This is a genomic window from Saliterribacillus persicus (assembly GCF_003337485.1).
Classification (GTDB): domain Bacteria; phylum Bacillota; class Bacilli; order Bacillales; family Amphibacillaceae; genus Saliterribacillus; species Saliterribacillus persicus.
On record NZ_QPJJ01000002.1, the window covers coordinates 60,949 to 84,573 of the forward strand.

Annotated in this window: 31 protein-coding genes; 8 read left to right on the forward strand and 23 right to left on the reverse strand. The window is 33.8% G+C overall.

Translation table 11 applies throughout. From position 1 onward, the window contains the following. Window positions 1–22: 22 nt before the first annotated feature. From DFR57_RS02395 to DFR57_RS02410, 4 genes are all read right to left on the reverse strand, one after another. On the reverse strand, window positions 23–481 hold the full coding sequence (locus DFR57_RS02395) for a GNAT family N-acetyltransferase (protein ID WP_114351557.1): 459 nt from the start codon (window positions 479–481) through the stop codon (window positions 23–25). A gap of 99 nt (window positions 482–580) precedes the next feature. Beyond that, complete coding sequence (locus DFR57_RS02400; protein ID WP_114351558.1) at window positions 581–1,129, reverse strand: class I SAM-dependent methyltransferase; 549 nt, start codon at window positions 1,127–1,129, stop codon at window positions 581–583. Between the two features lie 366 nt (window positions 1,130–1,495). After that, window positions 1,496–2,188, reverse strand: coding sequence for an aspartate/glutamate racemase family protein (locus DFR57_RS02405; protein WP_114351559.1), 693 nt, complete (start codon window positions 2,186–2,188; stop codon window positions 1,496–1,498). A gap of 189 nt (window positions 2,189–2,377) precedes the next feature. Further along, window positions 2,378–2,689, reverse strand: coding sequence for a hypothetical protein (locus DFR57_RS02410; protein ID WP_114351560.1), 312 nt, complete (start codon window positions 2,687–2,689; stop codon window positions 2,378–2,380). 296 nt (window positions 2,690–2,985) lie between these two features. Between DFR57_RS02410 and DFR57_RS02415 the strand changes: the two genes are divergently transcribed. Further along, complete coding sequence (locus tag DFR57_RS02415) at window positions 2,986–3,657, forward strand: HAD family hydrolase (RefSeq protein ID WP_114351561.1); 672 nt, start codon at window positions 2,986–2,988, stop codon at window positions 3,655–3,657. A 596-nt stretch (window positions 3,658–4,253) separates the two neighbouring features. Next, window positions 4,254–5,162, forward strand: a complete 909-nt coding sequence (locus DFR57_RS02420) for a S66 peptidase family protein (protein ID WP_114351562.1) — start codon at window positions 4,254–4,256, stop codon at window positions 5,160–5,162. Window positions 5,163–5,545: 383 nt separating this feature from the next. On the opposite strand, the gene DFR57_RS02425 is transcribed toward DFR57_RS02420, so the two are convergent. Then, window positions 5,546–6,517 carry a Gfo/Idh/MocA family protein gene (locus DFR57_RS02425; protein ID WP_170132880.1) on the reverse strand — a complete coding sequence of 324 codons (972 nt, stop codon included), beginning with the start codon at window positions 6,515–6,517 and terminating at the stop codon, window positions 5,546–5,548. A gap of 142 nt (window positions 6,518–6,659) precedes the next feature. Between DFR57_RS02425 and DFR57_RS02430 the strand changes: the two genes are divergently transcribed. After that, complete coding sequence (locus DFR57_RS02430) at window positions 6,660–7,259, forward strand: hypothetical protein (protein WP_114351564.1); 600 nt, start codon at window positions 6,660–6,662, stop codon at window positions 7,257–7,259. 117 nt (window positions 7,260–7,376) lie between these two features. On the opposite strand, the gene DFR57_RS02435 is transcribed toward DFR57_RS02430, so the two are convergent. Next, window positions 7,377–8,723 carry an MATE family efflux transporter gene (locus DFR57_RS02435; protein WP_114351565.1) on the reverse strand — a complete coding sequence of 449 codons (1,347 nt, stop codon included), beginning with the start codon at window positions 8,721–8,723 and terminating at the stop codon, window positions 7,377–7,379. Window positions 8,724–8,739: 16 nt separating this feature from the next. Beyond that, the gene (locus DFR57_RS02440; RefSeq protein WP_114351566.1) at window positions 8,740–9,552 is read right to left on the reverse strand and encodes a glycosyltransferase family 2 protein; all 813 of its coding nucleotides are present in this window, start codon (window positions 9,550–9,552) and stop codon (window positions 8,740–8,742) included. Window positions 9,553–9,884: 332 nt separating this feature from the next. Here DFR57_RS02440 and DFR57_RS02445 point away from each other — a divergent pair, with 332 nt between their 5' ends. Next, window positions 9,885–10,115, forward strand: coding sequence for a Fur-regulated basic protein FbpA (locus tag DFR57_RS02445; RefSeq protein WP_114351567.1), 231 nt, complete (start codon window positions 9,885–9,887; stop codon window positions 10,113–10,115). Between the two features lie 29 nt (window positions 10,116–10,144). On the opposite strand, the gene DFR57_RS02450 is transcribed toward DFR57_RS02445, so the two are convergent. Next, entirely contained in the window at window positions 10,145–10,468 is a 324-nt protein-coding gene (locus DFR57_RS02450; protein WP_114351568.1) for a MerR family transcriptional regulator, read from the reverse strand. A 216-nt stretch (window positions 10,469–10,684) separates the two neighbouring features. On the opposite strand from DFR57_RS02450, the gene DFR57_RS02455 reads away from it, so the two are divergent. Continuing rightward, window positions 10,685–10,975, forward strand: coding sequence for a HesB/YadR/YfhF family protein (locus DFR57_RS02455; protein ID WP_114351569.1), 291 nt, complete (start codon window positions 10,685–10,687; stop codon window positions 10,973–10,975). A gap of 58 nt (window positions 10,976–11,033) precedes the next feature. Here the strand turns inward: DFR57_RS02455 and DFR57_RS02460 are convergent, their stop codons facing one another. The 3 genes from DFR57_RS02460 to DFR57_RS02470 form a co-directional block, all read right to left on the reverse strand. Next, a complete protein-coding gene (locus DFR57_RS02460) occupies window positions 11,034–12,194 on the reverse strand; it encodes a family 43 glycosylhydrolase (RefSeq protein ID WP_114351570.1) in 1,161 nt (386 codons plus the stop codon). A gap of 257 nt (window positions 12,195–12,451) precedes the next feature. Next, window positions 12,452–13,618, reverse strand: a complete 1,167-nt coding sequence (locus DFR57_RS02465) for an aminotransferase (protein ID WP_114351571.1) — start codon at window positions 13,616–13,618, stop codon at window positions 12,452–12,454. Next, on the reverse strand, window positions 13,615–14,112 hold the full coding sequence (locus DFR57_RS02470) for an Lrp/AsnC family transcriptional regulator (RefSeq protein ID WP_114351572.1): 498 nt from the start codon (window positions 14,110–14,112) through the stop codon (window positions 13,615–13,617). The genes DFR57_RS02465 and DFR57_RS02470 overlap by 4 nt, the downstream gene beginning before the upstream one ends. Window positions 14,113–14,243: 131 nt before the next feature. Here DFR57_RS02470 and DFR57_RS02475 point away from each other — a divergent pair, with 131 nt between their 5' ends. Continuing rightward, window positions 14,244–15,044 carry a DUF2268 domain-containing putative Zn-dependent protease gene (locus tag DFR57_RS02475; RefSeq protein WP_114351573.1) on the forward strand — a complete coding sequence of 267 codons (801 nt, stop codon included), beginning with the start codon at window positions 14,244–14,246 and terminating at the stop codon, window positions 15,042–15,044. Between the two features lie 75 nt (window positions 15,045–15,119). Next, on the forward strand, window positions 15,120–15,371 hold the full coding sequence (locus DFR57_RS02480) for a hypothetical protein (protein WP_114351574.1): 252 nt from the start codon (window positions 15,120–15,122) through the stop codon (window positions 15,369–15,371). A 65-nt stretch (window positions 15,372–15,436) separates the two neighbouring features. On the opposite strand, the gene DFR57_RS02485 is transcribed toward DFR57_RS02480, so the two are convergent. Then, complete coding sequence (locus DFR57_RS02485) at window positions 15,437–16,018, reverse strand: DUF1836 domain-containing protein (protein WP_114351575.1); 582 nt, start codon at window positions 16,016–16,018, stop codon at window positions 15,437–15,439. A 132-nt stretch (window positions 16,019–16,150) separates the two neighbouring features. Between DFR57_RS02485 and trhA the strand changes: the two genes are divergently transcribed. Beyond that, a complete protein-coding gene (gene trhA / locus DFR57_RS02490; RefSeq protein ID WP_114351576.1) occupies window positions 16,151–16,798 on the forward strand; it encodes a PAQR family membrane homeostasis protein TrhA in 648 nt (215 codons plus the stop codon). Between the two features lie 143 nt (window positions 16,799–16,941). Here the strand turns inward: trhA and DFR57_RS02495 are convergent, their stop codons facing one another. From DFR57_RS02495 to DFR57_RS02535, 11 genes are all read right to left on the reverse strand, one after another. Beyond that, the gene (locus tag DFR57_RS02495) at window positions 16,942–17,232 is read right to left on the reverse strand and encodes a hypothetical protein (RefSeq protein WP_114351577.1); all 291 of its coding nucleotides are present in this window, start codon (window positions 17,230–17,232) and stop codon (window positions 16,942–16,944) included. A 73-nt stretch (window positions 17,233–17,305) separates the two neighbouring features. Next, window positions 17,306–17,476: a hypothetical protein gene (locus DFR57_RS18185; protein WP_170132881.1), complete on the reverse strand. Its 171-nt coding sequence runs from the start codon at window positions 17,474–17,476 to the stop codon at window positions 17,306–17,308. Between the two features lie 158 nt (window positions 17,477–17,634). Then, complete coding sequence (locus tag DFR57_RS18190) at window positions 17,635–17,796, reverse strand: hypothetical protein (RefSeq protein WP_170132882.1); 162 nt, start codon at window positions 17,794–17,796, stop codon at window positions 17,635–17,637. 106 nt (window positions 17,797–17,902) lie between these two features. Next, on the reverse strand, window positions 17,903–18,346 hold the full coding sequence (locus tag DFR57_RS02500) for a YrvL family regulatory protein (protein ID WP_114351578.1): 444 nt from the start codon (window positions 18,344–18,346) through the stop codon (window positions 17,903–17,905). A 223-nt stretch (window positions 18,347–18,569) separates the two neighbouring features. Then, complete coding sequence (locus tag DFR57_RS02505) at window positions 18,570–18,818, reverse strand: hypothetical protein (RefSeq protein ID WP_114351579.1); 249 nt, start codon at window positions 18,816–18,818, stop codon at window positions 18,570–18,572. A 20-nt stretch (window positions 18,819–18,838) separates the two neighbouring features. After that, the gene (locus DFR57_RS02510; protein ID WP_114351580.1) at window positions 18,839–19,108 is read right to left on the reverse strand and encodes a hypothetical protein; all 270 of its coding nucleotides are present in this window, start codon (window positions 19,106–19,108) and stop codon (window positions 18,839–18,841) included. 304 nt (window positions 19,109–19,412) lie between these two features. Next, entirely contained in the window at window positions 19,413–19,667 is a 255-nt protein-coding gene (locus DFR57_RS02515) for a hypothetical protein (protein ID WP_114351581.1), read from the reverse strand. Between the two features lie 121 nt (window positions 19,668–19,788). Beyond that, the gene (locus DFR57_RS02520) at window positions 19,789–20,568 is read right to left on the reverse strand and encodes an alpha/beta fold hydrolase (protein ID WP_114351582.1); all 780 of its coding nucleotides are present in this window, start codon (window positions 20,566–20,568) and stop codon (window positions 19,789–19,791) included. A 583-nt stretch (window positions 20,569–21,151) separates the two neighbouring features. Beyond that, window positions 21,152–21,439: a TIGR04104 family putative zinc finger protein gene (locus tag DFR57_RS18640; protein ID WP_170132883.1), complete on the reverse strand. Its 288-nt coding sequence runs from the start codon at window positions 21,437–21,439 to the stop codon at window positions 21,152–21,154. A 93-nt stretch (window positions 21,440–21,532) separates the two neighbouring features. Next, window positions 21,533–21,826, reverse strand: a complete 294-nt coding sequence (locus DFR57_RS02530; protein ID WP_114351584.1) for an inner-membrane translocator — start codon at window positions 21,824–21,826, stop codon at window positions 21,533–21,535. Window positions 21,827–21,958: 132 nt separating this feature from the next. Further along, entirely contained in the window at window positions 21,959–22,981 is a 1,023-nt protein-coding gene (locus DFR57_RS02535) for a serine hydrolase domain-containing protein (protein WP_114351814.1), read from the reverse strand. Between the last annotated feature and the right edge of the window lie 644 nt (window positions 22,982–23,625).

A 23,625-nucleotide genomic window follows, 5' to 3' on the forward strand; every position in this document is an offset into this window, starting at 1 on the left:
GCACATATTCGAGGTGAATTTATCATAATATCTTAAGCAGTTTTACATATTCACCATAATTATCTTTCCCAAAATATAATACTTTTGTAAAACCTTTCTTTTCGTATAGATGTCTTGCAGGTGAATTTACTGTATCTACACCAAGCGAAATTTCCTCATACCCCATTTGTTGTGCGTAAGTAATTAAATAATCAAGCATAATACCGCCTATTCCACGATTTCGATGTTCACTTTTAACAATCATACGAGATAAATAAATCCTTCTATCCTCAACTCTATAATCAGGATCAGAGTGCGTAAAAACCAATGACCCTTCTCCTATATACTCATCATTTTCTGAATAAATAAAGGTAATCCTGTTTCCACTTACTAACTCTTCATAAAACAATTTAGTCATCTTTGGGTTCTTATCCATATCCCAAATATTACTGCACTTATCATAATCATTTATATTTAATTTCTTTATTTGATACAAAGCCATTTTCTTATTCCTTCTTTTTATCGAATAGTAGATATTGCTAATTTTAATTGACTACCTTTACTTTCTAGCATTAATTAACCTTCTTATAGGCTTCTAAAGCTATAACTTCACAGCATCTATGATAAGTGAAGGAAAAATTAGTTTTTCTCCTTGATTTCTTGGGTCATATTTCTTGGAACGAAATATAACACCTTCAGCGCCATTCCATTCATTTTGATGAAATTTTCCTTCTTCATCGCAATATTCAAGTAATTTTACCTCATACCCTACTGTTTCGAACATTTTAGTTAAGGTTTTATAATTAAATACTATTTTATGACTAGCGGCTGGATGATCTAATGGACCAGGCCCTCCTACCTGTACAATATTTTGATAGGATTCATTTGGAAAATAACCATCAGGTACTGCACAGCGAATATATCCATCCTTTTTTAAGTATTTATAGCACAGTCTTGCCGCTTTAGTACCTTCTTCATATGTAAGATGCTCCCAGACATGTTCAGCCAAAATAGCTTTTATTGAATTCGGATTAAACTTTTCTTTCCACATATTTTCGTACAATAAGCTTAATTCTTCTTCCTGTGTATGTGTCCAGCCAGGATTATTAACATATTCACCAGCCCCGATAACTACCTTAATGTTATTCAATCAAATGCACCTTCTAACAATTAGTTATTTTGCTAAAAATCTTATCAATTACTATATATAACTTCTGAAATCAATGAATTTTACTCTGTATTTTATTCAGCCGGTTATTTTTATTACTTAAAGAAAGTGCTACTGACTATTAAGTAAAAGTATAATTTGCAGCTAATGTTTTTCATTTAATTTCATTAATAAATCTATTATTTCATCATTCTGTTTATTTGATTTTCTAAGTTGTGATTCAATAGAAAAAAGAGTTATAAACAACGCAAGAAATCCAAAAATAAGCATAGAAATCCCCTCATTTATTCGCAAATAAGTGAAATCAATTTTTAGAACCGTTTTGCATAGAACATCATTCTATAAGTATTATTTTTTAAAAGCAGTATTTACTGCTTCAATTGCATGAATAGCTGTTGTATCAAATAATGGGACTTCTGAATCTTCGGGTTTAACTAATAACCCAATTTCTGTACAACCCAAGATGATTCCTTCAGCCCCTTTATCCACCAAATGTTGAATAACACTTTTATAATAATCCTTGGATGATTGTTTAATTTGTCCTAAACACAATTCTTTGTAAATAACTTTATTAACATTATTTCGTTCTTCCTTATCTGGAACTAACACGTTAATTCTGTTAGATTCGATGCGGGATTTATAAAAGTCTTGCTCCATTGTATATTTCGTTCCAAGTAAGCCAACTTTTTTTATATTGGATTTTTGGATTTGATTCGCTGTTGCATCAGCAATATGTAAGACAGGAATGTTTATTTTTCCTTCGATATAATTAATTACTTTGTGCATCGTATTTGTACAAATCACTATGAAATCTGCACCTGCTTTTTCTAATGATGCTGCCACTTCGCCTAACGCTTTACCCGCACTTTGCCAATCGCCTCCAGCTTGATAGCGTTCAATCTCGTCAAAGTCAACACTATATAACAGACACTTCGCTGAATGCAGACCACCTAACTTTCCTTTTACCTCTTCATTTATTATTCGGTAATACTCTGCTGAAGATTCCCAGCTCATTCCACCTATTAGTCCAATAGTTTTCATCCCTTTTCCCCCTTCACAATTACCTATTATCAAATGTTACTAATCTTATTTTTTATAACTCTGTATAAATATTAAAAATTCCATATTTATAATTTATTCAATATTAGATCTTCAATCACTTGAAGAAGCCTATTTGGTTATTACAGTTAAACACCAATAAATTTAACTACACTCTCTAACAATCTTCCATTATACTACTCTATTACGATATACAATTAGAGTCATTACGTTCAATATAATAGTACCGATGAGAAGTATTGCTACGACGAACACCCTAACGCCCATTATGTCCATAAGAGCAGAAAAGTCCTCCATTTTCACACGATTATAACTATTTAATATTTGGAAAAATAGCGAAATAGCACAAGCACTCATGCTCATCATGGAAAGAGCAACCCAATTATTATGAAAATGCTTCGTAAAACTCTTAAGATTAACAATAGGAAGTATCCAAGCAATTAGACCAAGAACGAGACTGCCAACATTTAGCCAACCAATCATATCTAATCCCCTTTATTTTTTCTTCATTCTTCAACAATTGAATCATAAGTTTCAAAAGATTCAATTTGGAATCCGCAAAAACTCAGGTGGTTTCTTGAGTACAAAACGTTTTTCAATAGAAACAATTCTAGTAGAAATCTCACATCAAAAATATATTTCTCTCAATTTATATTTTATGGTAATTTTAGGAAAACTTCAAATTTATGCTAATATAATAATATAAAGCATCGTAATATTATTTAAAAAAATAAAAAATAATCTTTTGTCTAGAAATGGAACAGAGGGAGAGTAGAATCGTGATATTTTTTGATATAGATGGAACTTTACTTGACCATGAAGAAGCAGAAAAAATGGCAGCTATCGATTTTTATAAGGCTTTTGGACAAGAATTAGAATATAGTGAAGCTGAATTTGGTGAGATATGGTATAACTTATCCATAAAATATTTCGAAAAATTCTTAACAAAAGAACTCTCCTTTCAAGACCAAAGAAGAATGCGAATGAAAGATATGTTTGGACATCAATTAAGCAATGAACACGCAGACAGCAAATTCAAAAGTTACTTGAATTTGTACAAAAGAAATTGGGGGCCATACGACGATGTAATTACTTGCTTAGAGCAGTTAAAGCAACTAGGACATCGCCTTGGCATTATTAGTAACGGTGATTATAAGCAACAGCTAGAAAAATTAGTAAGCCTAGGAATACATAATTTTTTTGATTGTATTTTCACTTCAAGTGAAATAGGTGTGTCTAAACCAAACCTTATTATCTTTCAAAAAGCATGCAAGGAAGCAAATGTCCAAGTGCATAAAAGTTATTATATAGGCGATAGACTTGAAACAGACGCCTTAGGGAGTAAAGAAGCAGGGATGATTGGAATATGGTTAAATCGAAAAAATAACGCAACACACCAGGATATAAAAGTTATTCATAATCTCGAGGAGCTAGTTCCAATACTAAATTGATGTTTTTTTCATTCATCTATCACTTGTTTCTCAGCTTACGGATAGCGTAACTTTTTATAGAAAATGAATCATTTTAACAGCATTAGTCGTAAAAATAATAGTTATATAATTTTTAAGTTTTTCCTTGGAGATTATTTTTTGAAAACAGCAATCACACGAGTGGCTTTGTTTACTGGTATATTTGTTGAGTTTATAGTTTTTTAATGGAGTATTTAATCCCTGAGACAAGTCTTGTTATCAGAGTTGCATTTTCTGGATTATCTGCTTTTATTGGTTATTTAATAGGTATTAAACTATTTCCAAACAAATCATGAAAAAATGCATTTCAGCAGTCAGAGCAAGATAATAAAGATTTTTACCATTTTGACGGTTTGTTTAAATCATATAAATACAAGGAGGATTTCTATGAAAAGGAAACATAGGATAACTCTTCTAGGATTTCTAGCAGGAATTGCTATCTATTTTGTATTAAAGATGATTATCCAAAATATATTTTAATAGTTGAAAATTATTCTAGAACTAGTTCAAAAAAATTACAGTTAAAATAAAGTTAGAAAATAAGTCATCTCTTAATTATAAAAAGGGGAACAAAACTTATGATTAAACCATGCGCGTTAAAAGAAGGGGATCGGGTAGCAATTATTGCCCCTGCCGGTCCACCTGATAGAGAGAAGTTGATAGAGGGAAAACGTGTATTAGAAAAAATGGGACTTGAGGTCAGCATTGGTCGATACGTGTTCGATGGGGAGGGAGATCTAGCAGCTCTAGATCAAAAACGAGTTGCTGACTTACATGAGGCTTTTTGTGATCCTTCTATCCGTGGAATTTTTTGTGCTAATGGAGGATTTGGGTCAGCAAGAATTGCTCCTATGATTGATTATGCAAAGATTCAAAGAAACCCTAAGATATTCTGGGGGTACAGTGACATTACTTATCTGCTTAACGCCATTCAAAACTTTAGTAACTTGGTTACCTTCCATGGACCAATGATTGCCTCAGATTTGCATGACGAACAAAGAACAGTTGAGACGGAATCCTCCTTTTTCGAACTATTCACCAAGGAAGATTTAAACTTTGATTCTAGCAAATCACCTCTCATTGCATTAGCCCACGGCACAGGAGAAGGACAGTTGGTTGGAGGGAATCTCACTCTCCTCACCAATGGGTTAGGAACGCCTTTTCAAATTAATACGGATGGAAACATTCTGCTAATTGAGGAGGTGGCAGAGCCGGCGTTCCGGATTGATGCGATGCTAACACAGCTCAAACAGGCAGGGTTATTTGATAATCTCGAAGGATTGGTTATCGGCACCCTCCAGGTAGAGCCAGACCAATATCCAAAGATTAAAAAAGTGCTACAGGATTTGTTTGCGGAAGCGCCTTTTCCTGTTGTGGAGAATTTTCCAATCGGCCATTGTAAGCCTAATTATGGCGTGCCACTCGGAGTACAGGCAAAACTAACAACGTCACCACCTCGATTGATGATCGAATCTGGTGTGACCTGAATCCCTTAATAAGCTTTAAGTTTGAAGGGTTACTTTGAAGAGGTTTTAGTATTTAGTACTTCTCTATATCTAACTTAGAATGGAAAAAGTTCTTATGATAGTATGTAGAGGTGAGGGAGGAATGACGATGAAATTAGAATATTTAGTATTAATATTATTTATAATTTCATTATTTTTCGATTGGAGGAAATACAAAAAAGATATGAAGAAAGCAATAAGCGAAAATGAAATAAGGCCCATATTCGTACGTTTTTTGTTAACAGTAATTCTATTTCTTTTACTCCTTGTGGTAATTATATTTTAAAAAAGATGATCCCTGGTCAACAGGAATCATCTTCATAATATTGCGTAGTTTTATTCATTTCTTTTAGAAAGATCATTCTTTATACATGAATAGCTCTTTTTTCCTCTAACGACTGCCATGCAAGAACGGCAATTTCAAACGACTTCACACCATCTTGATAGGAGGATAATATTTTAGATTCATCACCTGTTTTGATAGCATGTAAAAAAGCATCTGTTTCTTTTTCATACGGGTTGTCTTTCACTTTAATTTCTACCTTTTCCTGCACACGATCTAACGAAAGTGAACTAGGAGTCCATTTCTCTATACCTTGATCGGTATAAGCGGTTATTTCTACTTCTCCTACACCGTCTGGTAAAAGACAAGTATTCGCCACTTGTACTACGACTCCACTTTTCATCGTTAACGTGAAAGATCCCGCTTCAGCGACTGTTACATCAGCATTTTCCTTGGCTAATATTCTTGATGATTCCTGTGCATAAACCGTTGCAACTTCCCCGTATAAGTAACGGATCATATCAACTAAATGTGTGGTCTGTTCATTAAATTGTCCACCTGATTGAGCTTGGTTTTTCCACCAAGGAGCACCCGGTAATCCACCCATCCATTTAGCAATAACAAGACCTGTTTGAGCTTCATCCTGCATTCCCTTCCATTTTTCCACAATATCCTGGTAGCGAAAATGATACCCCACAGACGTAATCACTTTTTTCTTATTCAATGCTTCTTCGATCGATTTAACAGTTTCCATATCCACGCCTAATGGCTTTTCTACTAAGAAAGGAATTCCAGCTTCTATTAGCTTTAATTCATATGCTCCATGTGCCATTGGTGGTACACAAAGGTAGGCCGCATCTAAGGTTTCATTTTCCAACATATCCTCTAATACTGTATAACCTGTTGCGTCAGCATACTGCTCGGCAAATCGATCTGCTTTTTCTTGGCTTGTACCTAAGAAAGCAACTATTTTCACATCATCTCTCTTCTTTAGTATATTTAAATGATGTGTTGTGAAACCACCTGTCCCTATAAAACCTATATTTAATGTCAATTTCATTCAGCTCCTTTTCTTTCTACACGACCCTTTCGACGTAAAAGTGTCAGATTCCTGCTTCAAAAAAACTTTACTTGTGATTATTTTCACATTATAATTAGTGTGTTTACTATCATTAAAAGTAGAATGGAGATTATTTGTGAAAACCAAAGCATTGTTTAAACTCATTTTGTTATTAGTTTTTGTTATCGTCTTTTCCGCTGTCCTATTCGCCTTCACCTCTTCTTCCACGAAAACCTTCGAAGATATTCAAAAAATCCCAGCACAGGATGTATTTACTCAAAGTGATCAAAATTACCTTGTTTATTTTTGGCAAGAAGGATGTAAGTATTGTATCGAAGTTGAACCAGATATAGTAACCTATGCCAATGACAGTTCTATTCCTGTTTATGTGGTAGATATGAAAAAAGAAGCGAATTTTCATGCTTGGTATGACTGGGAATTCCATCATGATAAATTTGATGTTGTAATCGGAAAAATAAAAGATGGTAAGGAAGTATATCAAGACGGAATCGATTTAGCAGATTATACAAATGATGCAGAAATCAATTGGAGTATAGAAGAAACAGAAGATAAAAAAATCATCGCAAGCCATAACACACCATACCCTAAAACTGCTCCGAAATCCACTGAAGAATTAGAAATAGTAGGTACACCAACGATGATTTCAGTTCAAAATGGCGCGTTTGATTCTTATTATTTTGGAGTAGATGAAATAAGAGATTTGATGACAAAATAGCTAAGTCTAAGTTTTCATGAGTCACTAGATGAAAACTTAGCCTTATGGTCATATCAATAATTCATAATAAAAAGTGAAATTCTATTCGATCGCATACTCCCAATTAACCAATGACACTTAATCTTCCTTATTCTTAAAAATTCGCTTCTCTCTCCATTTTCCAAAACGGTAATATAAAAATGCTATCAAACTACTAATAACAAAGCTGACACCAATTCCAATGCCTATCCCTTTTTCCCCAAATAACTCGGAAAATAGATAGGTAAGCGGGTACCTCAACACCCAAAATGAGAGGATATTCAAAATTAAGATCTGATACATTGCCCCGGACGCTCGAACCACACCATTTAAAACAAAATTGATCCCTAAGAACGGATAGAAGAATGCGATAATCATTAAATATTCTGCTCCGAATGATACGGCAGCTTCCTCTTGGATAAAAAGCTTAATACCAAAAGGTGCAAATAAAACAATCAGCACAGTAAAGGAAAGCATTACAATACTATTATACAAGACACCATATAAGGCGATTTTCTTTACACGATCCCATTGATTCACACCAATATTTTGCCCGGCCATACTATTGACTGCCGTACTTAAGGCATGAGCAGGTAATAAGAATAAACTGTCTAGCCTCTGAGCAGCACTATAACCCGCCACTACCGCTTCCCCGTGCGAGGTAACTACACTCATAATTGCTGCTGAACCAGCTGCAATGACTGACATTTGCAAACCAGATGGTATCCCGAGGTGTAAGATTAATTTCACTTCTTCTAAAGCAGGTAAAAATGGCATCTGAAACGGTGCTAATTTTTTCCTTAAAATAAATATTAGCCCATATAAAAAGGCAGAACCCTGAGAAACTATCGTTGCATAGGCAGCACCTTCTACCCCTAAGTCAAAATAAGCGATAAACAATGGATCTAAGAATATATTTAAGATTACGGCAAGTGCGACAAATTTTAGTGGTGTTTTACTATCACCCATTGCCCGCATTACTGTACTGATAAAGTTATATCCTACTAAAAACACAATACCTATCGCATTAATTCTTAAGTAAGAGACCGCATCCGTTAGCATCGTTTCTGGAGTTCCCAACAGTCGAAGTATTGGCTCTGCAAGTATGTATCCAAGTAATCCCATCACCAGCCCCATCACTAACAATGTTACGACAAAGGCATTTAAATATCGTTTCAACCCTGTCTCATTTTTCTTACCTTTTTGCTGAGACAAGACGGTTAACGTCGTATTATTTATACCAATGATAAAAGATAGTATCGTAAAAATTACAGTTCCCGATACGGCTACAGACCCTAACGCATTTGCACCAATTAAATTTCCTACCCACAAGCTATCAATCACTTGGTAGCTTACCTGAAGTAAGTTCGCTAACATAATTGGTCCTGAAAAGAAAAATAAAGCTTTCCATATACTACCTGTTGTGAAATCTCGTTGGTTATTCAAAGGATGTTCTCCTTCCTTAGAGGGATTTGTAAAAACGAGACTGCAGTATTTTGCCGTCCCAGATTCTCTCTGTCTGTGCTTCTCTTTTTTTAATTTCAGGTTCTTCTAATAAAACAAAAAAGTTTTTTGTGGGTAACTCACCGAGATTATGCTTATGAGCTAATCTATCTAAATACTTGCGCATCTTATTTAAATCCTTCGATTGATTGTTACCACTCGAGGAAAATTCATATAATACACTTGCAACTGGAACTCTTTTCACACGATAGGAAGATGCTACACGTAAGAAAAAGTCCCAATCCCAATAATTCCTCACGTATTCATCAAATTCTCCTAACCTTTTATGTATCGACTTACGATACATACTTCCAGACGGTACATAGGTAGAGAACTTTCGCATGGCGGCAAGATCACTATCATAAGCAAATAGGAACCTTTTCTTAGGTATTCTGCGCCCTGGATTTTCTTCATAATCAACAATTTCCACATCGGAATATACAAGATCAGCACTTTGAATTGCGTCTACCATTCTTTCTAGATGCGTCGGCAAAGGCAAATCGTCATCATCCATAAACATGATAAATTCTCCTTCTGCTTGTTCTAATGCACGATTTCTTGCATATACATGATAATGGTTTTCTTTTAAGTTGATCACTTTAGATTTAATTTCAGGATAAAGTGCACAGATGCTCTCTACTTCTTCCCCAGCATCATTGACAATAATGATTTCAAAATCCTGAAAGGTTTGTGATAGTAAAGCTTCCAAAAGTTCTGCTAATGCAGTTTTTCTGTTGTAAGTTGGGGTTAAAATAGATATTTTGGGATTCATTTTCTAATCTCCTATCAAAAAGTGTGCTAGATTATATAACAAAACGGCTGACATCCTTACATAAGGCAGGTAAGCTAAAGGTAATTAAATCGTTCGAAGCCTTCCAACCAAATGTCAACACGCCAATGAACCTATGCCACATTATATCTCATAGTCATTCATCGTAACAGTATTCTTACTTTCACTATTCTTAAAAACCTTTTCAGATTGTTGGAACGTTTTCTAGAAGACCTGCATACACTTATATGGTTTACCTTTAACAAAAGTTGGAAATACTTAAACTAGCAGCTGCTGAAGGCGAAGACGAAAACAATTCTAAGGAGGCAATGTGTATGGCTTTTTTACGTGAAGCGGTGGAGAGACAAAAAGTCTATTTAATCCAACAGTTGATTAACAAAGGTGTTGTCGATGGCACGGAAGAAGAACTTTACCAAAAATCAATCAGCGAAATTGTTCATGATTATGAAAGGTATTGTCTAGATATTGAAAAAAGTAGTAATAATGTTTTACGATTCACTCGGGTAATGGAACCGCAAAAAACAGAGAAGCCTGGTCTACACTAGGCTTCTCTGTTTTTCTTTTACATATAAAATTATTCCTTTTGAATTCCGAATCGCGCATTAATTTCACCACGTAGAAGATCTCTACGCATGCGCTTTTCTTTCTTCCGTTCTGCTCTTAGCATATCCTGTCTTATTTCATAGGTCTGTACGCCCTCTTCTCGCTTGTTTGCAATATCTATTAGTTGTTCCACATCTGCAAAGGAATATTTTCGATTCCCTTTTGGTGCGCGTTCTGGAAAGATTAACTTTCGCTCTTCATAATAACGAATTTGTCTCTCCGAAAGTCCCGTTAATTCACTTACTACACCAATTGTGATTACTTTTCGTTGTTTGTAGGAAGGAATATCCGCCATTTTCTTCACCGCCCGATTTTTTAACGCATAACTTTTCTTAAAAAATAGCACCTTAATATTGTCAGAATTCTTTACCTACTCACTATTATACAGAAATTTAGATGAAAGCGAAAAAGGATGTAAGATAATCTTACAAACTTTTTAACAGGATGAATATAGGGTATAAGTAGGCAAGTACATTTGTATTTGCTATAGTGGAAAAAAGGAGGTAGTTCGATGGAAATGACAATTACGCAACCAGCTGCAAAATGGTATATGAACGAACTTTCCTTGAAAAAAGGTGATGCTGTAAGGTTTTATGTAAGATACGGTGGTCACGGTGGTGTTCAAAGTGGCTTTTCATTGGCATTATCTGTAGACACGCCAGATAAACCAGCAATGCAAGTAAAGGAAATGGGTATTACTTTTTTTGTAGAAGAAACAGATCTATGGTATTTTGATAACCAAAACTTTCATATTAAATTTTCCAGAAAAAATGAAGAGGTTGAATTTATCATTGCCAACTAAATGAAAACACCGATAGAAGGCTACAAATTACCTTTTATCGGTGTTTTTTGATGCTAAATTATTTAACTGTCACAATTGCTTTTGCCTTATGATTCGTGAAATCTAATTGATAACCTGGCTTCCCAAAATACGGCATGCCATCATTTGTCCAGAATAGACGTTGAATTCTTGCATGGCGATTATGATCATATAAAGGATTTTCGGTTTCAAAGCCTTTATAAGGACGTGCGTGATATACTAACAAGTCATACCCTTCTTCGTCCTCGCTAAAGCTGTTATGACCTGGGCCATATTCGCCTGTTTCATCACTGGACACGAATACTGGTTGCTCTTCTTTTATCCACACGTCAGGATCTAATAAGTCCGCGTTAATATCCGCATGCAACAGACCAACCGCATATCGCTCATCCGTAGCACTACCGGAGAACGCTATAAAAATTTTATCTCCCTGTGTAATCATAGCCGGGCCTTCGTTGACATCAAACCCTTGAATTTCCCACTTATATTCAGGTGTGGATAAAAAGATTTGCTTCTTAATTGTCCAAGGATTTTCCATTTCTGCAATATATAGATTTGAAATAGTATCATTCTCCACTTTTTGCGCCCAAACGAGATAACGTTTTCCATTATGCTCAAACGTTGTAGCATCTAGTGAAAAGCTTTGAAATTCAGTATTAACTTGACCTTTTTCTACCCATTCACCTTCAAGAGGATTTTCTGCATCACATTCTAAGACATATGGTCTAATTGCCCAGACGTCATCTTTGTCACCAGCAGCAACATGCACATACCATTTACCATCAATATGATGGAGTTCTGGTGCCCAAATATGCTCTGACATGATTCCAGATTCATGCTTTTCCCAAATTACTTTTTCTTCAGCCTGTGGTAATTCATCAATTGTTTTAGCACGACGAAGCACTACACGATCATATAAAGGATAAGACCCAGTAAAATAATAATACCCATCAGTATGTTTGTATAGATATGGATCGGCACGTTTTTCGATAAAGGGACGCGGATAATTTTTATGCTTTACGTTACCCTCAACTTCTATCGTTCCAGCTTCTTGTAGCTTCGCTTGATCAATATCATCCCATTCCACCGTGAATTCAGCAGTAATGTTATCCTCCAAATCAACATTTACACGTTTAGGTAAAGATGGTTTTTGATTTACTTCTGTTGCGATTTCAACTTCATGTACTCGCTTTATTTCCACTTTAGACATCCTCTCTACTATCTTCTAGCTTTAATTATAGTATAATTATATTTGTACTTACAAGCAATGTTTTATAGCTAGAAATAACTAAACTCATACTAATAAGTTTTCTTTGTCCATAAAATGTTTACAATTTTTCTTCATAGACAATGTGCTTTCTAACTAGTTTATCCTATTGAAAGCCACTTTATAGCTAGATATTTTGATACAATACAAGCTTAAACATAGAAAAAAGCCGAGAGTAAGTTACTCTGGCTTTAATCAGTATATTTTTCAACAAATTTTCGTAATCGTTTCATTGATTCATCCAATTGTTTCATCGAAGTAGCATACGAACATCTTATATGCCCTTCTCCGCTTTCTCCAAATACATGGCCTGGAACAACAGCTACTCTTTGTTCCTCCAATAAGCGCTCTGCAAATTCTTCTGAATTCATCCCTGTTTCCTTTATAGAAGGGAACACATAAAATGCTCCACCAGGAAGGTGACAGGAAAGACCCATATCATTAAGGGCATCTACGACAAAATTACGACGTTGACGATAACTTACCTTCATTTCTAGCACACTTTCATTTCCATTTCGAAGTGCTTCTAGTGCACCATGTTGAGCCATTGTCGGCGCACACATCATGGTATACTGATGAATTTTAGTCATCGCTTGAATAATTTCTTTTGGTCCGGTTACATAACCTAATCTCCAGCCAGTCATCGCAAATGCTTTTGAAAATCCAGAGACTAAGATGGTACGATCGATCATATCTTCAACAGCTGCAATACTTGTAGCTCTTTCGTCATAAGCAAGCTCTGCGTAAATTTCATCTGAAATAACCAGTAAGTCATGTTTTTTCACAACTTCAGCAATAGCTGTTAACTCTTCTTTATTTAGAACTGTACCTGTTGGATTATTGGGACTACATATAATAATAGCCTTTGTCTTTTCTGTTATTGCCGCCTCTACTTCACTCGGTAAAATTTTAAATTCATTTTCAGGTTTTGCTTGAACCGTTACCGCTTTTCCACCAGCAAGATTTACTGTTGGTGCATAAGAAACAAAGCACGGTTCTACTACAATAACCTCGTCTAATGGATCTAAAACTGCCCGAAGTGCTAAATCAATTGCTTGGCTCGCGCCTACTGTAACAAGCACTTGGGTTTCCGGATGGTATGTCACATGGAACTTATCATTAAGATAAATACTAATTTCCTCACGAAGTTCTAGTAATCCTGCGTTAGCCGTATAAGCAGTATAGCCTTGCTCTAAAGAATGATAGCTCGCTTCAATCACATTCCACGGTGTCACAAAATCCGGTTCTCCTACACCTAAAGAAATAACATTATCCATTTTGGAAGCTAAATCAAAAAATTTACGAATACCCGATGGTTTTAGTGTTTGCACGTTGGAAGAAATATAGGACGAACTCATGGCGAAACCATAATCCTTTTATCTTTATCATCGTCATCACTAAAAATAATACCATCATGTTTATATTTCTTTAACACAAAGTGGGTAGTCGTTGAAATAACAGTATCTAGGGTTGATAATTTTTCGGAAACGAAGCGACTTACGTCCATCATCGTTTTCCCCTCCACTGAAACGCTTAAATCATATGCTCCCGACATAAGATAGACAGCTTTTACTTCCGGAAAACGGTAGACACGTGATGCGATATTATCAAAGCCGACACTACGCATCGGTGTAACTTTTACATCGATCATTGCTGTTACACCTTCGTACTCATACACATTTGACCAGTTTACAAGTGTAGAGTAACCCATAATTTTATTTTCTTTTTCTAATTTTGCGATCATCTCTTCCACCTGTTCGGTAGTAAGCTCGATCATTTTCGCAATTGTTTCTGATTCTAATCTGCCATTCTTTTCTAACAATTTTAATAATTCAATCTCTTTTTCTTCCAATTCCTTCACCTTCTCTAATACGTCAGTATATTATATTTGAAAGACAATTATACTTTATCTTACTACAAACCATATCAAATATAAACCTCAGAACTATTATTTTTCGCATGTCTTAAAGGGAGGCAAGTCCTATGAACATCATAGATACAGAGATTAGCATAAAAAAATACCTCGATTCAATTGAAAGTGATCCCTTAATATCCCAACGATTATCGATCATAGAACCAATTGTTCCTTATTTCCCTAATGCTAGCGCAAAGGACATTCAAATTCTTTTACAAGGCTATGGACTATTCCTTCCTGAAAAAGACGATTCCTTTAAGCTTCTACAGTGGGTAAAAATGATGGAAAACATTGATTTTTTTACTCTGTTTTCTAATTTTAAAAAAGAATGGAACGGCCCTGATATTCCTATTTTCATCCTGCCATCTCATGAGAAAAATAACATCTTACAACGGGATTTCTACGGTTACAGTGGTCTGTCTTTTCACGATAAATGCTTCTTATTTATACCGATGAAATATGAGCACAAACGAATGAAAGCACTCTTCACCCACGAATACCATCATATCTGTCGCCTTCATTTACTGCATCCGTTAGAAACGAGCCTTTCATTGTTGGACAGTATCATATTAGAAGGGACGGCAGAATACACGGTGAGAGAGCTTTGTGGGGATAGTTATGGTAATAAAAATATTCAAATGTTAGAAGATGAAATGCTCTTTTATCTTTACCATAAATGGATCCAGCCTTATCAAAACCATGCATCAACAGAGCTTATAGCCCATCAGCTGATGTATGGAGGGAAACAAGTCCCCTTACTATTAGGATATAAAATTGGTTATTCTATTGTGTGCAAATATAGACCAACTACAATAGAGAAACTCATTGCAACTCCTACGCAAGAATTTTTCCGGAATCTCTCTTCATAAACGGACAAACATCCAACCACATGCTCTTCTATAGACATACACTATTATCAGTCTAGAATAGAAGGGAGTTTCGTTATGTCTTCACATTATGATTTGTGCTGTCAAAATATCGGAAAACCAGCAAAAATAATTACCTCTAACGGGGAAGTTCACCGCGGATATATTAGACACGTTGATCGCTCTCACGTCTTCATTGATCCAATTAACACTGGCTTTGGTGGATTTGGGATGGGATTCTGGGGATTCCCCGGATACGGAAGCGGTCTAGGTATCGGAATAGCACTTGGTGCCATTGCTACCATCGCTTTTCTACCGTTTTTCTTTTAGAGTGAAAAAATAATATTTTCTTAAAGTAAAATAAAGAAGATCCCTTAGCGAACAGGGATCTTCTGTTATTTTTTTTCATGCTTTTCTTCTAATTCATCCACTAATTTCTCTGCCATTTTTCGGTAGCTATTACTCATATGTGCAAAGGAAGCGATCAACAAAAATTGTTCTAAATAGTCACTGTTAAGGTCACTATTATCCTTCTTTTTGTCTTGTACATCCTGAACTAGAATGTCTACCTCATTCATTAATCTTTCATGACTCTTATGAACAACAGACAAATAATCCTCATATACCGAAGAAAGTTTTTCTGGTTCCGCTTCTGTTTGTGTATTTAGTGGATCTAACACATCTTTTACATCATTAATGGACAAAGTGCCTTTAAGTTGGTAAATCATATTAATTAACATTACATGCTCTTTGGAATATTTCTTATTTTTAATCGGAAACAATAATTTTCCTTTTGCATAATTATTTATCATTGTTTTGGTTAAAATTTTATCATCAGGCTTTCGTTTGCCCTCTCCATATGCGCGTTCAAATAATTGTGTCACTTGATCCATATAAAGGTCAATGGTAGGGATTTCTTCTATATTAAGTTGTTGATCTAACTCCAACGATTTTAACATCTCTGCTAGCTTGTCCATCTCTAATTACCCCATTTCCATTTTCCTATAGTATAGCTAAAATAACAGATTAAGTAAACATTGACTACATAACAATGTAGTAGTATTATAATACATAGTATTAAAAACTACATAAAGAGGTGGAAACATTTAATGCAACATTTCATTCGCGAACCAATAAACGCATTAACCCACATGGCCGGTGCTGTTTTTTCTATTATTGCCTTAATTGCCATGATCATTAAAACAACACACAATACCGCTTCAACAATAGATATTACAGCTGTGATCATTTTTGGATTGAGCATGCTTTTACTTTACAGCGCTTCTACTACTTATCACTGGGTTATTTCAAAAAGTAACGTCATTGCATGGTTACGAAAGTTAGACCATTCGATGATTTATATTCTGATTGCAGGAACATATACACCATTTTGTTTGATTACATTGAACGGAACGACTGGCTGGATTTTGTTTTTTATCATTACAGCTATGGCTATCAGCGGGGTTATTTTTAAAATGGTGTGGTTTCATTCTCCGAGGTGGTTATCAACTGGGATTTACATTGGAATGGGATGGTTAATTGTATTTTTTTCTTTTCCGCTTAGCAATCTAATGGATACGACAGGATTTGTTTTGTTAATCGCAGGGGGGCTTCTATACACAATCGGCGGTGTTATATATGGAGCAAAACCAGCATTTTTACAATCCAGATGGTTAGGATTTCATGAGATCTTTCATATATTCATTTTATTAGGTAGTCTCGCACACTTCTTGAGTGTATATTTGTATGTTATTTGATTATCGATCGTAAAAATTCATTTAACGCTGCAGGTAACATTTTGCAGCGTTATTTTCACTCAAAAATAACCCAGTTTGGAAAGAACTGGGTTGTTTTGGTGATATTTTTCTAAAATTAAAGTCACTATGTTAATTTAAATAAGTTACGTATTATCTATCTCAATTTTTAGCTTATCAATATATTGTTTTCCTTCTAACAAAGACAGACCTAAAGTTTCTCTTGCTTTTTTGACAGCTTTTATATCTTCACCTTCCTTTATTAGTTTACGTAATTCATTATTAATTGGATGCTCAGGTATTTTTAGATGATCTGCCACTTGATCTAACGTGTGCTGCATCAATTTTATTCGGCCCTCTAATTTATCCACCTTAATCATTAAAGAATAAACTACAAATGCTACGAGTAAAGCAATACTTATAAATATGTATTCCATTAATTCATTCCTCCTCTGTTTCTGTACGAAAACATCAAGAATATGTACAGTTGAAAATTCCCTAGTAAATATATTATTCTTTTGGTTTCGGCAAGAAATATGAGCTAGCACCCATTAACAATCCACCCGATACTCCAAGTAATGTTCCGATTATAACCCAATGAGTCAATAATAAACTGGATAAGTATATTCCAAGCATCAATAATAGCAAACCAGCAAAAAATAAGATTCTTGTTTTTTTCATTTAGCTCATCCTTTATAAATCATTTTAATAGGCAATTAAAAGAATATACGATAACTCTTCATTCAAGGAAAAGTACCCTGTAAGCTTAAAAAGCTAGATTCTTAAGTTGTTAAATCTCCTACTTTATTAACTTATTTTTATTATGTTGAATCATAAGACTACCGTTCTCTCTTTTCAACAAATAACAAAATTAGTGTTGCTAGTGGACCTAGCAAAAGAGATAGTAAAAACCAGTTAATTCCTCTTCTATTCTTTCCTTGAGCAAGTCCAGCATTTATCAACGCTAGCGTACCCCATCCTACAAAAAATTGATTCTCCATAATCTAAAGTCTCCTTTCTTATTTAGATTTAGGTCCTCCCTTCATTAACGTATTAATTCAATACTTAAACTTTTATTACGTGAAGGAGACAATCAATATTGGTAGCTTAATCCTTATCACTATCGAAAACTGTTTCTAGAACAGCCAGAAGCAATGCAATAACAATTTCTATTTTCAAGGAAAGTGCAATACTATTCATAAACTCATCCACTGTGAAAAGGAGGATCCAGTTCGATGCACTTTCTATACTGAATCGGATAAGAAACATCTTTACTTTCGCTGTTATATTTCTAACAAACAGCTTGTAAATTACTTTCGAAATCAAGTCGACAATAAGACCTAGAAAAAAGAAACTGACAACAAAAACAACCAATGACCAAATAGATTTATACTGAACTCCCAACAGTTCAAAAATTCCCACCATGCCAAAGAAATAAAACCCTAATACAAAGCCTATTACCAGGATAATGAGAAGTGCTATTCCCGCAACTGTTGCTATCTTTCCTTTTATATTCATATCACGAAATGCATCATTTTTATGTTCTGGCATAGGCTTGTTTCTCCTTTAAATAGTACTTCATTAACGAAAAAGAACTCCTGCTTATTAAAATTAAACAAGATTAGTAAGGTTACGATAGACACTTTTAATCTCACTTCTGAAAAGAGCCACCAGTAAGTGCTGAAATTTCTTACTAAACCATCCTCGATATAATAGCATTCACATTTTGTTCCACTATTGCATCCATTTGATTAAATATAATTGTTCACATTCTTTAAATTGTTATGAAAAAAAGTATTACAAAACATATAAACAATAAGAAAAGCCCTAATATTACAACTTTTTCACCTTTGTTATTTTTAAAATATAAATACACAAATAAAATGTAAACAACATAAGCAACAGAAAAAAATACTATGCCTGAGATAAAGTATTCTTTAGGGTAATCTGTAAAAATAAAATGAAAAATTGTGAAAATATATGACACCACAGCAAATAGATAGTGGAGTTTTTTAATTTCCAACTAACCCCTCCTCAGTTGGTTCAGTCTGATTTTTCAATGTGTATTAGTTTAGCCCCATGATAATGAGACCATTTATATTCTATATTATATGTTTCATTAGCCTCGACTAAATACCACACATGCTTTTCAACATGTATCTCTTCACCATCAATATTCACAAAATACTCATCTCTGTGTTCACCTTTATATTTTTCAAGTAATTCAGTATTCTCAACTTCTACCTGGTGAACTCTAGTCCATAAACCAATTAACACACTAGCACATAAACTGAAAATAATTATAGCTATCATTTTTATTATTTTTGAAAACTTTATATTTACATTCTTTTGACTAGCAACAGTCCCTCTTGATTATTAGTTTGTAGATCAGCCATATTTCACCTCAACACAATCATTTTTACTCTTAATAATTTCATACGAATATAAATAGAATAAGATTCACTAATATAACAACCTTTTCATGACCATACATATCACTTGAACAACAAATTTTAATAATATTTTTTTCTATCGTTGGTATGTAAATAGGCAAAACACGCTTCACCTTTATTAAAGAAATTGCATGGTTGCTTTAATTATTTTTGTCACAATTATGTTATGGTCCAGTCCAATATAATGTTCTCACTAAGAAAGGAAGAACAACTGTTATAAATATAAGGACACCATTTCCAATCAATCCATTCTTTCTAGATACGCCTTTTTCTGCAAATAATGCTAATATAAAACCAATTCCAGATGCAATGACTCCACATATCATAAAAATATCGATAGCAAATACAAGAGCAATAAGGTAGGATGATAATCCAATGAAAAATAGAATGCTTGAAAATGAGCCTATTTTCCTTCTCATTATATTCCACCTCCATTATTTTTTGATTTAAAATTATACCTTGCTATACATATCTATGTCTTTAGCATAAGAACAGATTTCTATCTTTTTGAATACTCACATTCGTTTGTTTTAAAACATTTTACTGTATTGTTATTACATCTTCAGTTATTGTATTTTTTTGTATCCAATTTTCTATCAATTGATTAAAGAAAACAGGATTTACTAAACTGATTCCATGTCCAACTTTAGGAATAATAATCCCAGTACAATTAGAGTTACTCGAAACTAAATCTATCGCTGATTTTTTCATTACTGATTTTTCTTTATCTCCAACAGTAACCAATATCTTACATTTAGCTTTATTAAAGGTTTCGGGAATTTTAAAAGACATATTTTCTTCTAATATTCTAATAAGTGTATCTGGTTTCATTTGGGAACTTTCTTTGTAATATGTATCAAAATATTCCTCTCCAATATAGAGGGTTTTCGCTTGAAGTTTTGAAAATGATTTATTTTTTACTAAGGGGTAAGATATTTTTATCGACGGTTTTATAATTTTTCTGATAATAGAGTTTGGTCTTACCAGTGCGCTGTTAATTATCGCATAATCAGCTAAACTGGAATTAAGACTCAACATTTGAATGATCACTTGTGCACCTAAAGAAAAACCAACAACAGTAACTTTTTTATCGTTAGCTATTTTTTCTATTAAATCATTTATTTTTTCCGCACTTAATTGAATTGAAAATTCTTCTGTATCTTCACTATCTCCTTGTTCGGGTAAATCTATTGTAATGCAATGATAATTACTAAAATATTCAACCTGTCTATCCCACATCCAGCTACTTACGCCACCTCCGTGTAAAAACACTAGTAATGAAGCATTCTTATCTCCGTACTCTTGATAATTTAAAACCAACTCTTTCACCTCTTAATTTGATTTGTTATAAAAGTAACTGTCCGCTGAAAAAGCATAGGAACCTTAGACTCCTCAGCTTCTTGTTCCACTATTGTACCCTTTAGATAAATAACAGAAGTTTGAATGTTTGCCAGTATTTTTCAGGTTTATATGTTTGCTTAATCATTGACTAAGGTTTGAATTTTTAATACCTCTTTTAAATTTATGACTTCATAATCCGGTTTAACGTTGCCCTTTATTTCACTCTGATTTCTATTAAGCCATATGTTGGTGACTCGTTATGTAGTGATATTGCTGTTTCAAATAAAATGGGAATTAAAAGTGGAGTCAACTCACCAATCTTTAAAGAATATCAAGCATTTTTGGATGAGGCTTATATGACTTCACGTCCTCACTTGTAATTACATCCTTAACCGATAACTGATGAAGTTTGATAACTGCCAAAATATCTGAACGGTCTATATTTGAGAGTATATAAACGTGAGTTCTTGTCTAATTTAAGAATTCGATTGAATCATGAAAACAGCCGGATTTACCCAATGATTAATTGATGAATCGCTTCCATTAAATTAATTGAAAAGCCTCATAATATACCCTTATACTTTATAAAAAATGGGGCTAATAGCGAACCTAGCAAGAGTATAATTAACCCTATTACAAGAGTAAGAATGAAATTTTCAAAAGAGGCCAGGAAATTTACAAATATAAAGAAAGGCACAATTGTGCAAAAAACAAAAGCTAACCTCCCCAATTTGGTTATATTATGTTCCGTTCCACATTTATTACACGTAATTGGTTTGTATTTCAATACAAAAGATTTATAGATTTTACTCCAGCTAAATGGAGTATTACATTTATCGCATTTCTGCAAAATAAAACACCTCGTTATTAGAGTATCTTGAATAATGTAATTATGTATTTAAGCTCTTGCTATCTTAATAAGAAAGGACAATTATTTTTTCACTTAATTTAGAACCCACCTTATCATTCCAACCACAACAGTAAGAAAACCATTAGCTAATGTTATAAGTCCTAAAAACGCTCCACCATAACCTGCACCTTCTCCTGTACCTCCCGAACTCCAATAATAAAAATGAAGAAATAATGCACCGCTTAAAAAGCCAAACACTGGAGCAAGCACCATCATAATGGTGCCTAATACTATAAGATTTAATTTATCCTTTTTAAACAAAGTAAAAGAAATAACATTAAGAATTAATAAAACTATGATAAATAATGTCAAAATTAATCCTTCCATAACTTATCCCCTTTTATCGGTTGAATTTATACAAACAACTAAAACTTATTAATTAATTCTGCTACATTATTTTGATAAGGTTTCGACGATTCATTTTTTGATTATTTCAGTTCCTTTATTAAGAAGATTAATTTAGTGTGAAATTACTTCCTCAATCTCACTCATAATATCAAATGCACCCTGGGATTTATTTGAGCATACTACTGTTTTTATTGATGTTTTGGGATAGAAAGCAGAATGGAAACTAACCCCTGGGTCATAACCCATAATATGAAATTTGAAAATTCCATCCTCATTTTTATCTATCCATACTCCATAACCATAAAAACCATTTTGTTCCCCTGTTCGAACATGCGGAGTTAGTAACATTTTAGTGTGTTTTTCATCAAGTAATTGGTTATGGATGAGGGAATCCCACAAGTTTGACATATCATTTACAGTTACAAAGGCTCCTCCATCTGAACCGCCTTTTACAGGCAATGAATAGATATTTGTTTTCCATTTACCATTTGGAAGGGCAATATAACCAAGTGCTGTATGTTTGGGGAGAGAATCAAATTCAAAGTAGCCAGAGTTATACATCTGCGCTTTTTTGAAAATATTTTCTTCTATGTATTTTGAAAATTCAAGCTTGCTCGCTCGTTCTACAATTAAACCAAGTAAAATATAACCAGCATTGTTATAATGAAATCTTTCTCCAGCTTTTAATTTCATTGGTTTGTCCTGAAAAAGGGGTAGAAAGTCTTCTAAGGTTCTAATAAGATACATTGGTTTTTTAACCCACAATTCTTCAAAATCTTGCATAACCTCTTCATCAAAATAATCTGGTATTCCAGATGTATGCGTTAAAAGATGATGAATAGTTATTTCTTTATCAAAGTATGGGAAAAGCTCGTCAAGGCAATCTTCTAATTTTGCGTCAAAAGAAAGTTCCCCTGTTTCTACAAGTTGACATATTGCAATTGCCGTAAAAAGTTTGCAACCAGAAGCTATGCCAAATTTTGTTTGGGTACTATTTAAAATTTGCTCAGAACGATTAGCGAAACCATGGCTTAACTCTATTAAAATATTATTATCTTCTTTGACAAGAACGCTTCCGGAGAAATTAAACTCTTCTTGTATACTGGCTATACGATTTAGAATGTTGCTTTTCAATAAAATCCCTCCATTACTTTGCTTTTTCATTTTAGCTACTCCTTAATTGAAGTGGTCTGGATTGTTCCCGTTTAAACCATGACAGCAGCCACATCTTATTCAACTATTGCTAAGCGCTTTGTTTAATAATTATATTATTATAGATATAAAATGTAGGATAAAATTACAAAAGCTACAACAATTATAGATTGCTTTATCCACAATAATTTGTTACTAACTCCAGCTTTCTTTTCTAAATAGAACACATAACTATTAAGAAATGTAATACCTATGAGCGATAATCCGAACCCTTGCGAATCATACATCAATGAGAAATACCTCAAAATACCTAACCCAACCATAACCATCGCAATTGAACCAATAACCATATTTAAATATAGTTGTTTATTTTCTTTAGAAATTTTTATCCATTCCAGTTCTTAATAGATAATCCGCTACATTAATTTGATTGTCAAAATCACAAATTCTCAGGTTCTTTATTATCATATTAACATAAATTTTCCAATTTAATTTCAAATTTCAATAACCTACTTATTCTGCAATCTACCTCTACCCACAAAAAAAGCGCGATTCTTATTAGAGAATTGCGCCTGATTGTTGCATGTATTATCCAATAGGAATTAGGTGCTAAAGGTCAAGCGATT